The sequence below is a fragment of the Sphingobacteriales bacterium genome (assembly GCA_016700115.1).
Classification (GTDB): Bacteria; Bacteroidota; Bacteroidia; order Chitinophagales; family UBA2359; genus UBA2359.
The window spans coordinates 4,401,441-4,418,496 of sequence record CP064999.1; the positions used below are offsets into that span (position 1 = coordinate 4,401,441).

10 protein-coding genes are annotated in these 17,056 nt (G+C 37.1%); 8 read left to right on the forward strand and 2 right to left on the reverse strand.

The features are described 5' to 3' along the window. Nucleotides 1-134: 134 nt before the first annotated feature. From IPM47_15795 to IPM47_15810, 4 genes are all read left to right on the forward strand, one after another. On the forward strand, nucleotides 135-1,829 hold the full coding sequence (locus tag IPM47_15795; protein QQS28307.1) for a M3 family oligoendopeptidase: 1,695 nt from the start codon (nucleotides 135-137) through the stop codon (nucleotides 1,827-1,829). Nucleotides 1,830-1,863: 34 nt separating this feature from the next. Continuing rightward, the gene (locus IPM47_15800; protein ID QQS28308.1) at nucleotides 1,864-3,516 is read left to right on the forward strand and encodes a S41 family peptidase; all 1,653 of its coding nucleotides are present in this window, start codon (nucleotides 1,864-1,866) and stop codon (nucleotides 3,514-3,516) included. Nucleotides 3,517-3,596: 80 nt separating this feature from the next. Further along, nucleotides 3,597-5,261 (forward strand): S41 family peptidase, encoded by a 1,665-nt coding sequence (locus IPM47_15805; protein ID QQS28309.1) that lies wholly within the window; start codon nucleotides 3,597-3,599, stop codon nucleotides 5,259-5,261. A gap of 58 nt (nucleotides 5,262-5,319) precedes the next feature. Then, nucleotides 5,320-5,802, forward strand: a complete 483-nt coding sequence (locus IPM47_15810) for a protease inhibitor I42 family protein (protein QQS28310.1) — start codon at nucleotides 5,320-5,322, stop codon at nucleotides 5,800-5,802. Between the two features lie 62 nt (nucleotides 5,803-5,864). On the opposite strand, the gene IPM47_15815 is transcribed toward IPM47_15810, so the two are convergent. Then, nucleotides 5,865-7,817 carry a PD40 domain-containing protein gene (locus IPM47_15815; GenBank protein ID QQS28311.1) on the reverse strand — a complete coding sequence of 651 codons (1,953 nt, stop codon included), beginning with the start codon at nucleotides 7,815-7,817 and terminating at the stop codon, nucleotides 5,865-5,867. 431 nt (nucleotides 7,818-8,248) lie between these two features. On the opposite strand from IPM47_15815, the gene IPM47_15820 reads away from it, so the two are divergent. Next, nucleotides 8,249-9,790: a glutamate--tRNA ligase gene (locus tag IPM47_15820; GenBank protein QQS28312.1), complete on the forward strand. Its 1,542-nt coding sequence runs from the start codon at nucleotides 8,249-8,251 to the stop codon at nucleotides 9,788-9,790. Between the two features lie 74 nt (nucleotides 9,791-9,864). After that, entirely contained in the window at nucleotides 9,865-10,419 is a 555-nt protein-coding gene (locus tag IPM47_15825) for a hypothetical protein (GenBank protein ID QQS28313.1), read from the forward strand. 2 nt (nucleotides 10,420-10,421) lie between these two features. Here IPM47_15825 and IPM47_15830 read toward each other — a convergent pair whose 3' ends face one another. After that, the gene (locus IPM47_15830) at nucleotides 10,422-13,274 is read right to left on the reverse strand and encodes a TonB-dependent receptor (protein ID QQS28314.1); all 2,853 of its coding nucleotides are present in this window, start codon (nucleotides 13,272-13,274) and stop codon (nucleotides 10,422-10,424) included. Between the two features lie 204 nt (nucleotides 13,275-13,478). Between IPM47_15830 and IPM47_15835 the strand changes: the two genes are divergently transcribed. Together IPM47_15835 and IPM47_15840 are read left to right on the forward strand one after the other, a co-directional pair. Next, a complete protein-coding gene (locus IPM47_15835) occupies nucleotides 13,479-13,892 on the forward strand; it encodes a DoxX family protein (protein QQS28315.1) in 414 nt (137 codons plus the stop codon). Nucleotides 13,893-14,148: 256 nt separating this feature from the next. Then, on the forward strand, nucleotides 14,149-16,740 hold the full coding sequence (locus IPM47_15840; protein QQS28316.1) for a TonB-dependent receptor: 2,592 nt from the start codon (nucleotides 14,149-14,151) through the stop codon (nucleotides 16,738-16,740). The last annotated feature ends 316 nt before the right edge of the window (nucleotides 16,741-17,056 follow it).

Here is a 17,056-nt window from a genome sequence, read left to right on the forward strand (position 1 = left end):
AAAAACAAAAGTTACTAAATGTTAAGAAAGGATAAAAACAATCAAAATCCTTTAATCTCAAAAGAACCTTTAACAGAGCAGTTTGGTTACTACATCTAATATTTTACCATTCATTATACAAAAAAATCAAAACTATGAAGTTTGAAAACTACAGGTACGAGCGACCTGACATGCATGTTTTTGAAAAAGAATTTGAAAGATTGTTGAGTGAGTTTGAAAGCGCTGAAAATGTTGCCGAACAAAATTTAGTCATTGAGTTAATAAACCGTCTTCGGGCTGATTTTGACTCTATGGTCAACATAGCGAGTATCCGTTATAGTATAGATGCTACTAATCCTGACTTTGAAAAAGAACAGATCTTTTTTGATGACCAACGACCGATTTTTACCGGTTTTGAAACAAAGTTTTATCAAGCTCTTTTAAAGTCAAAATTCAAAAAACAGTTACAGGAGCGTTGGGGTAAACACCTTTTTGAAATAGCAGAAGTTAAAGTTCTGACCTTTCACCCAAGTATCATTGAAGATTTGCAAAAAGAAAATCACTTAATCAGTGAATACGATAAACTTCGCGCATCAGCCAAAATTATGTTTATGGGCGAAGAAAGAAATCTATCAGATATAGCGGCTTTTGAGCTATCACCCGATCGTGAAATACGCAAAAATGCATCTGAGGCCAAATGGAAGTTTTTTGCAGACAATGCTCAGGCCTTTGACCATATACTCGACCAACTCGTGGCTCTTAGAAACGACATGGCAAAACGACTTGGTTTTAAAAACTTTGTACAATTAGGGTATAAGCGAATGTTAAGAACTGACTATAACCCTTATATGGTAGCCGATTATCGCCGTCAGATTCTGGATGTTATTGTTCCTGTTGCTAAGGAACTTCGAAAAAGACAGGCAAAACGTCTGGAGATTGACGAATTGAAATACTATGATTTAAACATGATGTTCAAATCGGGCAATCCCACCCCTAAAGGAAATCCGGATTGGATTGTCGAAAACGGTGTACAGATGTACGAAGAATTGTCGCATGAAACCGCTGAATTTTTCAACTTCATGCTCAACAGCAACCTTATGGACCTTGTCAGTAAAAAAGGGAAAGTGCCCGGAGGATATTGTACCTATATAGAAAACTATAAAGCTCCTTTTATTTTTTCCAATTTCAACGGATCTTCTCATGACATCACGGTTCTAACTCATGAAGTAGGACACGCATTTCAGGTGTATATGAGCCGTGATATAGAAACGCCTGAATATCGTTGGCCAACTTACGAAGCTTGTGAAATCCACTCCATGAGTATGGAATTTCTCACTTGGCCATGGATGGATAAATTCTTTCAACAGGACACCGAAAAGTTTAAATTCGAACATTTAAGCGGTTCAGTACTATTCCTGCCTTATGGTGCAACTGTGGATGAATTTCAACATTTTCTTTATGAACATCCCGATGCCACTCCCGAACAAAGAAACCGTGCCTGGCGTGAAATTGAGAAAAATTACCAACCCTGGCTTGACTATGATGGAAATGAATATTTAGAAAATGGCGGCTTCTGGCAAAAACAGGCACATATTTACCATACTCCTTTCTATTATATAGATTACACACTGGCTCAAATCTGCGCATTCCAGTTTTGGACAAAATCTTTGGAAGATAATAAACAAGCTTTGGCCGATTATATTAACCTTTGCAAATTAGGTGGCAGCCAGCCCTTTTTACAATTGGTTTCTTCAGCCAATCTCTTTTCTCCTTTCGAAGATGGTTGTATCGAAAAAGTGATGGAACCCGTCAACAATTACTTAACAGCGACTAACGATTTAGCACTCTAAGACTCTTTTTCATTCCATTTAAAGGTTATCAAATATGACTCTCAAAAGCCGATTTCTTACCTTGCTGTTGTTACTTACTGTAGGAATTGCATCTGTCTCGTTTGCATACAGGAACAACTCATTCGAAATTGCAAAAAACCTCGAGCTTTTTGCTTCAATTTTTCGGGAGTTAGATGCTTTTTATGTGGATGAGATTTCTCCGCAAAAATTTGTCCGAAGTGGTATTGAAGGCATGATGCGCTCATTAGACCCCTACACCTCGTTTATTTCTGAAGAGGAAATGGGCAGTTATGAAGTACAAACAACAGGGAAATACGGGGGGATTGGTTCTCTTATTCGCAAATCTGGTGATTTTGTAGTTATAGTTGAGCCTTATGAAGATAGCCCATCGGTTAAAAGTGATTTGAGGGCAGGAGATAAAATTGTAAAAATTGATGGAGTTTCCGCAAAAGGAAAAACTTCTGACGAGGTGAGTAAACTTTTAAAAGGTGAGGCCCAAACTCAGGTCAAGTTGCTGATTGAGCGTCCGGGAGAAACCAAACCCCTTGAAAAAACACTGACCCGCGAAGAAATTACTATCAAGAATGTTCCTTATTTCGGAATGTTAGATAATACCGGCATCGGTTACATCAAGCTCACCGGTTTTACTGATAAGTGCAGCAATGAAGTAGCCGATGCTTTAACCGAACTTAAAAAAAAGCATAAAGCTCAATCCATTATCTTAGACCTTCGTGACAATCCGGGTGGATTGCTCAACGAAGCGATTGATGTTGCCAACTTGTTTGTAGATAAAGACATTGAAATTGTCAGTACCAAAGGTAGAAAACGCGAATGGGATAAAAGCCATAAGACAACAAAACAACCAATTGATAGCCAAATTCCAATCGCTATCCTGATTGACCGGGGATCTGCTTCTGCTGCAGAAATTGTCTCCGGTGCTTTACAGGATTTAGACCGGGCAGTGATTTTAGGAGATCGTAGTTTCGGAAAAGGGTTAGTTCAAAGCACCAGACAAATGGGATATAACAGCAGAATCAAGCTAACCACTTCTAAATACTATTTACCAAGCGGCAGAGGTATTCAAGCCTTGGATTATTCAGGCGGTTACAGCGATAAATTGGAAAAAGTGCCGGATTCTCTGAGGACAGAATACAAAACCAAAAATAAGAGATCTGTTTATGATGCAGGAGGTGTTGACCCGGACCTTAATATTGAAATGCCCAAATATGCTAATATCTCTAATAGTCTGTATAATAAAAACCTCATTTTTGACTACGCCAGTCTTTACCGCACTCATAACCCTCAAATCCCGTTACCTGAAGAGTTTGAGATGAATGAATCTGATCTCAATAAGTTTTTTGACTTTTTGACCGACAAGCAATATGACTATACCTCCAACAGTGAGCAATTGCTCAAAAATCTAAAGGAAACTACTAACAAAGAGCAGTATTATGATGCTCTAAAGCCGGAAATTGATCGTCTTGAAGCAGGTATAAATCACGATAAACAACAAGACCTGCAAAAACATAAAGAAGAAATCCGGCAATTACTTGAATACGAAATTGTTTCCAGATACTATTTGCAAAAAGGATATATTATTGAATCACTCGAAGACGATATAGTCCTGAAAAAAGCTGTTGAAATTCTTAAAAACACCGATCAATACAATGCTATTTTAGGTAAATAATTAAATCAAGTAATTGTATTAGAGCTATTTAATTAACATATAGTCCAAATTAATCGTCCTTCTAAAACAGCGGTTCTTACATGAATACTAAATTTAACTTTTCAATCTTCGCACTCGTCATAGCTTTTTTGGGAATACTGACTTTTTCCTATTCTTTTTTTGACAACAGCAAGTATTTTGAAGTAGCTAAAAACATGAGTCTCTATGCTGATTTATATCGCGAGCTGGACGAAAACTATGTTGACAAAATAGAACCTGCAAGTTTGATGAAAAAAGGGATTGATTCAATGCTAAAAACGCTCGACCCTTATACTAATTATATCACAGAAGCTCAGATTGAAGGGTTCAGAATGCAACAAACTGGTGCTGCAGGTAATATAGGTGCCGATCTAATGCTTCGCGACAATTATGTATATATTGCTGCTGTCAGCCAAAATCAGCCGGCTCATAAAGCAGGGTTAATGGCAGGAGATAAAATAACTGCCATTAACGGAACTTCTGCAAAAGATCGCAACATAGAAGAAGTACAAAAAATTTTACAAGGACAACCCGGTTCTGAACTGAAATTAACTTACATTAGACCGGGCAGTGTGGAAGAAACAACCGTTACTGTTATTAGAGAAAAAGAAGAAGGTAACAGCGTTTCACATTTTGATTTGCTCGATGGTCATACCGCTTATGTAAGGCATACAACATTTACACAAAACTGTAGTGCTGAAGTTGCAAAAGCCATTGAGGAACTCAAATCGAAAGGAGAAGTTAAAAATATTATTCTCGACTTACGGCAAAATGGTGGAGGGTTATTGAACGAAGCCATCAATATGGTCAATTTGTTTGTACCGGCTGGGCAATTAGTCGTAAAAACACATGGGAAAACAGACGAATGGAAAAAAGATTATAAAACAAGATTAGAACCTCTTGCACCTAATACACCGGTAGCAATCCTTATTGATGAAAAGTCTGCCTCAGCGTCAGAAATTGTTTCCGGAACCCTGCAGGATTTAGACAGAGGAGTTATTGTCGGCAAACAAAGTTTTGGCAAAGGGCTTGTTCAACAAACTAAAGATATAGGATATAATGCCAAACTCAAATTGACAGTCTCAAAATATTATATTCCAAGTGGGCGTTGCGTGCAGGCAATTGACTATTCAGGTCGTTATTTTGATGGGAAATCAACTGTTCCCGATTCTTTGAAAACAGCTTTCAAAACACGCAATGGCAGAACGGTATATGACGGAAGCGGTGTTGCTCCTGATTTGTCTGTTGATAAACCTGCTATTTCTAACATCACTAAAAGTTTGATGGATAACTACCTGATTTTTGATTATGCTACCCAATACCGGCAAAAACACGACTCGATTGCACATCCCACGAAGTTTCGAATAACAGATCGGGATTTTGAAGATTTTACCCGGTTTTTGGCGGATAAAAATTATGAATATACAACTGAAAGCGAAAAAATTCTGACCAATTTGCTTAAAAGTGTAAATGATGAAAAATACAGCGAATCTGTTTTAGCAGTTATCAACGGTCTGAAATCTAAGATTAAGGAAGAAAAACAAAAAGATTTAATAAAGTTTAAGTCTGAAATTACCGAATTGCTTAAGTTAGAAATTGTTTCACGCTATTATTTCCAAAAAGGCAAAGTACAAGCCACTTTAAATGACGATGAAGTGGTCAATAAAGCAATTGCTGTTTTAAACAATACAGAACAGTATAACAAAATACTAAAGGGAGTAAAATAATAAGTCAATTTACTGGTAATTGTATTGTTCTTATCTTGCCAAATTTAAAAAGCAATAAATGAAAACAGTTTTTTTATTCTGTTGCCTTGTTTTTATTCTACTGATTGTAAACATTGCTTGTAATACCTGTAAAAAGTCTAAGTCTGAACCGGTTAATCATGGATATCAAACAGATGTTTCCTCAAAAAACGAGTTACCTGATACCGCATTGATGTCAAATCTCTTTACACTTGAACATACCGGACAGGTAGCCAAACTAAAAGTTGGTGATACCCTCAATCTGCTATTGAAGTCAAATCCTACGACCGGTTATTCCTGGAAAATTGTTCAACTTGATTCCTTGACACTTCAAAATACAGGGGAAAAATATATTCCATATTCTACCGAACCTAATATTACAGGTAGTGGCGGCAATCAATGGTATTCTTTTAAGACAATTAAGCATGGAAATACCAAAATCAGTATCGTTTATAAACGACCATGGGAAAAACAGACCACTGATTTACCAAGTTTTGAGTTGGATTTAGAAATTGAACCTTAAAAGTTACCCTTTCTAAGAATATTAAACTATTTTAAAAGGGCATATATAAACCCTAAACAAGACTATTTAATTTTATAGCCTGTAATTACAAACTCAGTTCTGCGGTTTAACTGATGCTTTTCTTCAGAACAAGTTACACCATCAATACATTCATTGACCGGATTTGTTTCACCCAACCCTATAGCGGTTAAACGCTTGCGATCAATCTCTCTGCTTACAATATAATCAACTGCAGCCTGTGCCCGTTTTGAAGAAAGTGTTTGGTTGTATTCTTTAGTACCTCTTGAATCGGTATGTGCTTTAAGTTGAATGACAACCCCCGGATTTTCTTTCATAAAGGCAACTATCTTATCCAATTCTAATTTAGCATCATCGCGGATAAAAAACTGGTCTAAATCATAGTATATAAATTTCAGTTTAGGTAAAGGCAAATCGGGATGTGAACTTTCTCCTCCGGCAACAATAGTTATTGGCTCATTGAGAAGCCCTGTATTGGGGTCAAAAGGTATGCCCGACATGGGAAGTTCAAGGGTTAATTGTTTTTCATCAGACTTGCTACAATCGCGATCACGAGTGGTCATGTGAACGACTTCTGTAAAAAAGAAATCTTTGGAGGCATAGAGGGTAAAATCGCTTTTTACCGGAAGATCAAAAGAGAATCTTCCATTAATATCAGAAGTGGTTTCTTTGCTGATATTCATATTAATCAATCGAACTACAACACCTTGTAAGGGCTGGCCAGTATTTTTATTTCTAACTGTACCATTCAGTTTGCAAACAGATCCGCCACCTTTTGAAATAAAATAAATATCATCATCGCCTTGCCCACCTGGACGGTTTGATGAAAAATATCCAATTTCACGTTTTGAATCAAAAATAAATCCAAAATCATCTGAATTAGTATTAATCGGATAACGGAGGTTTTCAGGTTTCGCCCAGTTACCATTAGTAAGTTGACGTGATGCAAAAACATCTAATCCCCCTAATCCCGGTAATCCGTCAGAAGAAAAATATAATATTCCATCGCTACTGATATATGGAAACATTTCATTGCCTTCAGTATTGACCGAAGGTCCCAGATTTTGAGGGCGTTCCCATTTATCTCCGTTTTTTGTGCAGCTATAAATATCCGTACCTCCATAACTTCCGGGCATATCCGATATAAAATACAAGGTCTTGCCGTCAGGGCTTAAAGTGGGATGGCCTAAAGAATATTCCTGACTTATAAATGGTAAAAGTATTGATTTCCCCCATTCACCATTTTCATTCAGGGAAGACATAAATATTTGAAGGTTAAGCAGTTTTATTTTAGATTTATCTATAAAATTGGCTTTCCCGTTGTAATAGTTATTTCTCGTAAATAAAACTGTTTTGTTTTTATTGGTAAATGTTGCGCTGCTTTCATGGTAAACTGTATTGATGTCTCCTCTTAATGCCTGAGGAATGCTAAACAATGCAGGGTTATCGCCCTTTTGCTCCGCATAAAAAAGATCTAAAAAAGGAGCATTCTTGCGTTTGTAAATCTTCCTGCTTTTGCCATACTCTTCAGAGGCAAATACAATTCCGTTTTTATAAAAACTGGGAGCAAAATCTGCTTTTTTTGAATTGATATTGACCAACGATATTTTGTAAATACCTTCGTCTTCCAAAAAAAATCCCGATTTTTCGCAAGCTTCTATTTGTTTTAATCCGCGAGAATCGTGAGGTGCTAACTTAGAATATTCAATAAAAACGGTTTTTGCTTCGTCATATTTACCGTTTGCCTTTAACATGATGCCGTAGTAATATTTGTAAATGGGTTCCACACCTGGCTGAGATACTACTTGTGCATACCACAACTCTGCGGCATCAGGTTGTTTTAATAACCTGTAAGAATCAGCAAGTCGTTTTTTTGCTTCAATATCATTACTTTTCTTTAAAATATCTTTATATTCTTGAATTGCTCTGAGGTAATCGCCTTCTTCAAAAAAAGCATTGGCTTTTTTAAGATTGACTGATTGTGCTGAAACGCTCATTGGAACAACAGCATTAAAAAAAACAAAAAATAGGGTTAAAAAAAGTGCTCTCAAATGATGTTTCATAGTATATATAAACTTGCTTTTTTTCTACACCCCTCAAAAGGCGTACCATTAAAAAGTGATATAAGATAAAGAATTGAAGAACTAAAATATTAACCAATTGAGCCGGCTACAAATTAACCCGTACCCCACTATATTTTAAATCATACAACACTTGTAATTTCATGACTGACTTCAAAGGCTCAAAGTTAGAAAATCGAATGGATTACCAATAATGATACATAGTATATTTTGGCGTACATAAATGTTTACCGGTTAATTCAATGATGCTATTTGAATCCGACAACTCATAGGGTATGTTTAGATTAGTTGATGATTTTTATTGCATTCTGTTTATTTTTACCCGCAAAAAAATTGCATTCAATTATATGAGACCAATAAGAACACGATATGCTCCAAGTCCGACAGGATTTCAGCACATAGGAGGAATAAGAACGGCATTGTACTGCTATTTATTTACCCGCAAAAACAATGGTGTTTTCATTTTGCGAATAGAAGATACCGATCAGGCAAGATTTGTACCCGGTGCTGAAGAATACATCATTGATTCATTGAACTGGTGTGGAATAATTTGTGATGAAGGCGTTCATGTTGGAGGAGCTTATGGACCATACCGCCAATCGGAAAGGAAAGAAAAGTATCAACATTTTGTACATCAATTGCTGAGTAATGGTCACGCATATTATGCCTTTGACACTGCCGAAGAATTAGAGGCCATGCGTGAAAAGCTCAAAGAAAATGAATCACAAGGAACGCAATTCAATTACAATCCTGTTACGAGACAATCAATGCGCAACTCTTTGACAATGCCTAAAGATATTGTTGATGAGTTAATAGCAAATGGAACACCGTATGTCATCAGATTTAAAGTACCCGAAAATGAATGGGTTGAAGTTACCGATTTGATTCGTGGTGTGGTAAAAGTACATTCACACGAGCTGGATGACAAAGTTTTACTCAAATCAGACGGAATGCCAACTTATCATCTTGCAAATGTGGTAGATGACCGTTTGATGGAAATTACCCACGTTATCAGGGGTGAAGAATGGCTGCCTTCTACTCCGTTGCATGTATTATTATACAAGGCTTTTGGATGGTTGGATCTTATGCCTGCCTTTGCCCATTTACCTTTAATGCTTAAGCCTGACGGTAAGGGCAAATTGAGCAAAAGGGATGCGGAAAAGCTTGGTTTTACCGTTTTCCCGTTGGCTTACAAACATCCTTTAATCAACGAATCTGCAACCGGATTTCGTGAAATGGGATTTATGCCTGAGGCCTTTATAAACTTGTTGGCTTTGTTTGGCTGGCATCCGGAAAACGATCAGGAAATTTTCTCAATGGATGAACTAATTCAAGCTTTTTCTATTGAGCGCATAGGTAAATCAGGAGCAAAATTTGATTTTGAGAAAGCTAAATGGTTCAACCAGCAATATATAAAACAAACTCCAGATAAAATTTTGGCTGAAAAGATTATACCATTTGCACCTGAACATCTTAAAACGGTTCCGTTGGATTTTCTCATAGAAGTTTGCAGATTAATGAAAGAAAGGGTTACTTTTTTATCCGACTTCTGGATGAATGGCTATTTTTTCTTTTCACATCCCGAAACTTATGACGAAAAAACCATCTCAAAAAAGTGGACAATCCGTTGTGCCGGCTGTTTTACTGAAATCAGTTTGCGATTATCTGCTTTGTCTGATTTTTCAGCTATTGAAATTGAACATGCGGTAAAGTCAACTATGCAGGAACATGGTCTTGGCATGGGAGATGTTTTGCCTGTTTTAAGAATTATGTTAGCAGGTATAATTTCAGGACCTCCTGTTTTCGAGATGGCTGCATTATTAGGAAAAGATGAAATGATTGCGAGAATAAACTTGTTTACCAAAAAGTTTACCCCGGTTTCCAGTTGAAAATCATTTGTTTGATGTTCCCAATATTATTCAACTTCTAAATCAACCTATTCAAATACAATTAAAAACCAAACATGACCCTCCAAGAATTATTCGACAAATTGGCTTCCAATCCTGTTCCTGTAGTCTTGTTTTTTGTCCTTTTACCAATCGCAGCTTTAATTGCAGGAAAAGTAACCACAAGAGACGAGGTGAGAAGCAGCCCCTGGAATTACTTTTATTCCACCTTAGTTTATCTTACAACTGTGCCCGGAATATTTGCTTTGGTATTATGTGTTTATACTTTGTTTTTTGAACGGCATCGCAGTTTGCTCGAAGTGAACGCTTTGGTCTATTTCCTCCCACTGATAAGCATGATTTCAACCCTGCTCATCATCAACCGGAAAATTGACATGAAACACATTCCGGGATTTCACCGCCTTTCCGGAATGTTAATGATGATTGCCGTTACTTTCATAACCATTCTCATTATTCAGCAAACCCGCATTTGGGTAATCTTTCATGGTTCTGTTATGTACTTGTTTGGATTATTTATTGTACTGTTCTTGTTATTTTACTTTGGCTGGAACAGATTATTTGGTGAAAGAGAAAAACAAGATGACAATAGTATCAACTATCCAGTCAAATAAATTTACTTCTCTGTAGTTTTAAATTGCCGCAAATTATAGATGAATGTTAACATAGCATATCTGCGAAGCACATCAGTTTGTGTGTCTTCGATATAAGTTTCTGTTACATTCCTTCCAATGCTGTTGTTTTGATTTAGCAAATCATATACTCTCAACTGTATTTCGGCAGCATTATTTTTGAGGAATTTATAGCCTAATCCGACATTCCAAAGAGTAAATTGTTGCGTAAGTTCAGAGTTAAGACCGGTAAAATATGTTTGATTTATGTCTGAATTAATAACAAACCCTTTCCAGAAGAGCCATGAAAATTTAGCACCGACTTGTTGCGAATAATAGTTATTGTCAGATTGAGGTATCAGCGTATTATTTACGATATTGTAGTTGGCTGAATATGAAAGTGTGAAATCTAAACTTTCACTAATATTGCTTCCCAAAACAAAACCTGCATTCACATTATAAGTGTTTGCATAATTCAACTGGTTATTTATCAATCCGGGCGTTCTTCCGTAGGTTGCTCCGCCATTAATATTCAGGTTACTTTTTAAAGCTTTAACCGGCAATCCATAAGTAAAGAATGAGCGTAAACTCCAGTTTCCATTCAGATTCGTTGGTCTGTTTAACTGTGAGCCTTTAAACAAATTAATATCACCAAACAAAGTAGTATCTGAAACTGCAATATAAGTAGCATTAGCTATGTAGTTGTCTGTAATTCCTGCTGAAACAAAAGCAAATAAACTATGAGAGTTGTTTGGATTTGCATGAGCAAATCTAGTGCCGATTGTATGACTATAAGTTTGTTTCAAATCAGGATTTCCGGCACTCAACAATAATGGGTTACTATTATCTATTACGTTTTGAAGCTGAGAAATCGAAGGCGGGTTTGTTGAAGTTCTATAAAACAGCCTGATATTGGTGCTTTTGGTGAATTGATGTCGAAACATTGCGATTGGAAGCAGGTTCTGGAATTTTCTGTTTACTTTGTCAGAAGGAGGTGGAATTTCAGGAAAAATCTGATGTCCCTCTAAATCGGCATACTGAAAATTCAGACCTAAATTAAAATTTGTTTTTTCAGAGTTGTAACGATAGCTTACTCCCCCCCTTTGAGTTTGGTAAGTGTTTTTGAATTCATTAGTCAGAAGCTCGTCCGGAATGGAATATTCATTTGTAATCTCATCTAAATTAAATGTAGCTTTATCGGAATGGCTTTTGGTGAGTGAAGGCTGATAACTAATCTGCAATTGGCCTTTTTCTCCAATTGGCTCGGTATAAGTAAGGTTTCCTGAAATAGTTCTACCTGTGTTTAAAATATCAGCTTCTTGTGAAAGCGAAATCAATGTATCGGGTAAGGTAAAAAATTCACTTTCAGACAATAATAGTGTATTGCCATTTCTGTCATTCCATTCTGTATTAATACTTGCCGAAATTGTTCTTCCTTTTTTTAAAAATTTCCTGCGATATAAAAGGTTGTTTGAGATATTATATCCTAAATAATCGGATGTAAAACTGTTGGATGATTGGTTCAACAAGTCTTCGATTAAAGAATTAGTAGCATTTAATGCTGATTCTGTTTTGTTTTGCTGTAAGTTTATTCTTGGAGTAATGATTATAGAGTTAAAACTATCAATAGTGTATTCCATACGCAAAGACAAGCGGTGATTCAGGTTTTTACTGTCTGAAGTATTTGATTCGTCATAAACTTGACCGGTAGCTCCGTTTGTATTGATAAAATTGCGAATGGAAGTTGATTTTTTCTCATTATTGGAATAATTGAAAAAATAGCTACCTGTAACATTCACTTTTTTTGCCCAAACATCCGAATAGTTCAATCCCAAAGCTGTAGTGGCAGATATTCCCCCTTGTGGGCCTACCAAAAAGTTTTTCATATCACCTCCCTGACCCCAGGAACCACCTCCGGATCTTGGTCCTCCTCCCCCACCGCCAAACCCGCCACCGGGTCTTCCTCCACCACCTCTGTTTTGTGAACCGGAAATTCCGACCAAATCCTGTGTATTAAAATTTTGCTGATTAATATTGTTAGTCAACCCAAGTATGGAAATACGCCTGTCTCCTTTAAAAAGATTGACATTTCCACCTGCCCAATACCGGTTATCGCTTCCATATCCGGCATATACTTTACCAAACTGTCCGGTATTTCGTCCGGCTTTGGTAACTATGTTCAGAGTTTTAACATCATTCCCGTCACTAAAGCCGGTAAACTGTGATTGTTCGCTCATTCGGTCAAATACCTGAATTTTATCCACTATTTCTGCAGGCAAATTTCTAAGGGCTATTGTAGCATCATCTCCAAAAAATTCTTTACCGTCAATTAAAACTTTTTTAACTTCTTCACCTTGTGCCTTAACAGTGCCGCCTTCTACCGTAATATTTGGCATTTTAGTGATCAAATCCTGAGCATCAGCGTCTTGATTCACTTTAAAAGCACCGGCATTATATTCAGTGGTATCGCCCTTTTGTTGTGTTCTTATTTGTGTGCTTTCAATTTGCACTTCATTTAAAAGTTTTACATTTTCTTTCAACCTAATAATTCCCAAATCAACCGGTTTATTAGACGAAATTGCAACTTGGTTATCGTAAACATGGTATCCTACAAAGCTAATACGAATTAAATAGTTTCCTTTGGCAACCTGATTTAGGATAAATTTTCCATCTAAATCTGCTGAAGCGCCTTTAATCAGGTTTGTAGTATCCGGCAATTTATACAAAGCAACGGTTGCTCCAACTAAAGGAATTTTACTTTCATGGTCTTCAATAATTCCGGAAATCGCGTTATTTTGAGCCGCGAGGGGAATAAAACCTGTAAGAATCAGAATTATAAATAAAAGTTTTTTAACCATGGTGAGTTGGGTATATCTTAAAATTCTAAAATTTCCACAATATTACAAAAACAGTTTTAACTCTTTTATGGTATATTGAGTTCATTTACAAAGCTTACTTTAACGTTTGTTTAACATTAAACTGATTACTTTATCAGATTGATGAGCAATTGGAACAAAGCATTTAAACAATTTGAAATTTAAAAACTTTATAACAGACCGACTATGAAATGGTATCAACATATCAATTTGGGGTGTTTACTCTTTCGTTCTTTAATTGGCAGTGCTTACATGATACATGGCTTGCCAAAGTTGTCAGGAGGACCTGAAAGATGGGCTAAAGTTGGAAAAGCTATGGGAAACCTGGGTATTGATTTTTTTCCCGAGTTTTGGGGATTATGTGCAGCATTGGCTGAATTTGGTGGGGGGATACTTTTGTTAAGCGGATTCCTGTTTCGCCCTGCTTGTATTTTTCTGATGTTTACCATGTTTGTTGCAACTTTGCAAAAATACATCCAAGGATCAGGAGCATTTTTAGATTGGTCATACCCTGCCGAAATGGGAGCAGTCTTGTTGGCTTTCTTTTTTATTGGACCGGGTAAATACACTTTTTATAACCTGATTAATAAAAAGCTATAACTTTTGAGAAAAAGTTTTTGAAATTCCCAAATAAATCATCAGGTAAACTTTCTTTTTGAAAAAAGTGAGTACGCTAAATTTAACAAATACAATTGATCTATAGAAAATCTTACGTTTATTTTGCTTGCACAAATCTTCTTTCTAAAAAATAGTAACTACATTAGCACCGGTTTTTTAAGGATATTTACTTGAATCAAACGGAGTTATTTTTCTTCACTTTAGCTTTTTATTTGTTCACCAACCAACTGAATTATCCATGAAACATTTTTACAAAATTTTGGCAATTGCGTTTTGTTTGATGTATGGCCAACTCTATGCTCAGGTTACGTTAAGAGGAACTGTAACCGATGTATTTGGCTATACCTTAGTAGGTGTTAATGTTGTTGAAAAAGGTACTAACCGGGGTACAACAACAGATTTTGAAGGCAATTTTGAAATTACTTATAAAAATGCGGATGCAATCATTGTGTTTAGCTATATCGGCTATGTTACTCAAGAGGTTAAACCAGGCGGCAACACCGAATTAAATGTAGTTTTACAGGAAGAAATTCTCAATCTTTCAGGAATAGAAGTAGTAGGAACCAGAAGCCTGAACCGATCTTCGACAGAAACCCCTGTCGCAATAGATATAATCCCTATTGCCGAAGTAATTAACTCAGTTGGCCAGTTAGATTTAAACCAATTGCTTCAGTTTGCGGCACCTTCGTTTAATTCTAATCGTCAATCGGGCGCAGACGGAAGCGATCATATAGACCCGGCAACTTTACGAGGACTTGGGCCGGATCAAACCTTGGTTTTAATAAACGGAAAACGCCGTCATCAGTCCTCCCTGGTCAATATTTTTGGAACTCGTGGTCGAGGAAATACCGGCACAGATTTAAATGCTATCCCTGCATCTGCAATAGAACGGATTGAAATATTAAGGGACGGTGCAAGTGCTCAATATGGCTCCGATGCTATTGCAGGAGTTATTAATATTGTTTTAAAATCAAACACAGATGAATTTACAGGAAACATTTTTGCTGGTGTCAGAAAAGCAAAATTCCGCACCGACAAAGATTTTGATGGGGAAACCTTACAACTTAGTGGGAATTATGGGTTAGGAATTGGGAAAGGCGGATTTGTCAACCTGACCACAGATTACCAAAGACGCAATAAAACCAATCGCCCGGCCGATCCGGATGTTTATGATATTTACCGCGAACAATTTGGTGATGCAGAGTCCGATAATTTTGCAGCTTTCTTCAATTCAAAAGTTCCCGTTTCAGACAATCTTCATTTTTATGCATTCGGAGGATTGAATCACCGTTTTACAGATGCTTATGCATGGACAAGAGACCCCGAAAGTATTCGCAATGTTCCTGAAATTTACCCGGATGGTTTTAACCCCCGTATTCAGTCAAATATTGCCGACCGCTCTGCTTCAGTTGGGTTGAGAGGGAAAGTCGGCAACTGGGACTTGGACTTTAACAATACTTTTGGTTCTAATCGCTTTCATTATTATATTGATGGAACACTTAACGCTTCCCTCCTTTCCAAATCTCCCACCAGATTTGATGCAGGTGGTTTCCAACTTAGCCAAAATACGACCGGCTTAAACTTTACCCGTTTTTTCCCGGAGGCTCTTTCCGGTATCAGTGTAGCTTTTGGTTCTGAATATAGAATTGACAATTATCAGATATTTGCAGGTGAAGAAGGATCTTACCGAAATTATGGTTTAGTAGATACGGTAGTTAACGGTTATGTAACTCAAGTAGATATTCTCGGCCGTCCCGGCGGTTCACAGGGGTTTCCTGGATTTCAACCGGCCGATGAAACCAACGAAAACAGAACTAACTTGGCTGCTTATCTTGATGCCGAGTTTGACTTTACGGACAAATTTATGGTGGGTGCTGCTGTAAGAGCAGAACGCTACAGCGATTTTGGAAATACCGTTAACGGAAAAATCGCCGCCCGATATGAAGTTTCCAAACGATTTGCTTTCCGGGCTTCAGCAAGCACAGGTTTTCGCGCTCCTTCATTACCTCAGATTTTCTTTAGTTCTACTTTTACTGATTTTGTCAGCGGAGTTGCTGTTGATAAAATCATTGCCCCTAATAACAGCCCTATTACAAGAGTACTCGGTATTCCGCAATTAAAAGAAGAAACTTCACTAAATGCAAGTTTCGGCTTCACCACTAAACCATTTAATGGGTTTACTGCAACGGTTGACGGATATTTTGTGGATATTCAGGATCGCATCGTACTGACTGGAGCTTTCGAAGACACTGACCCGGATATTGGTGCTGATTTACAAGCATTAGGTGTTGGTGCTGCTCAGTTTTTTACCAATGCAGTTGATACCCGAACATTAGGGGTTGACATCATTTTGACCTATGCCCGTAGAATTGGATCCGGCAGATTGCAAGCCACTTTTGCCGGCAACATTAACAACATGACCGTTGAAGACATTAAAACCAACGATAAATTGACCGGCAAAGAAGACATTTATTTCGGAAATAGAGACAAACTCTTCTTATTGGCTTCTGCTCCTCCAAGTAAAATGAACCTTACTTTAGACTACAAAATCAAACGGTTTAATGCAAACCTGCGTTTTGTCCATTTCGCAAAAGTAGAACTTGAAGACTGGATTGGAACAGTTGATGTATATGACCCAAGAGTTACTACAGATATCACATTAGGCTACTCTATTACCAACAACTTCAATCTTACAATTGGTGGCGCTAATATTTTTAACGCATATCCTACCACACAAGACACAGAAACTGAAACCGGCGGACTCTGGGATGCTGTACAAATGGGCTTTAGCGGGTCTCTTTATTTTGCTAAATTGGGATTTAAATTTTAATTCGAAAATGACCTTCTAAGCAATCCTAATGGTATCAAAACAGATTTATAGGTAATTGCAGGTGGATATTACCATTTCCGGTATTCTGATTTTCATTGCTTCTGTAAAGAAGCTTCAGATTTGTCCGAGACCATTAAAGTGTTGGTTGGTGAACTTTCATTTGATGTGCTGCCAACTTTTTTCGGCAGAATTGAGTTTCGGACCGCAAGGTTCAGGAAGACAATTAAAACGTTACTGTCCGGTACTGTACTTTAGTTTTTGTTCCATGAGTACTGACCTGTAATGTGCCTTATTCAGAAAAGTAGCAATGGAAGAT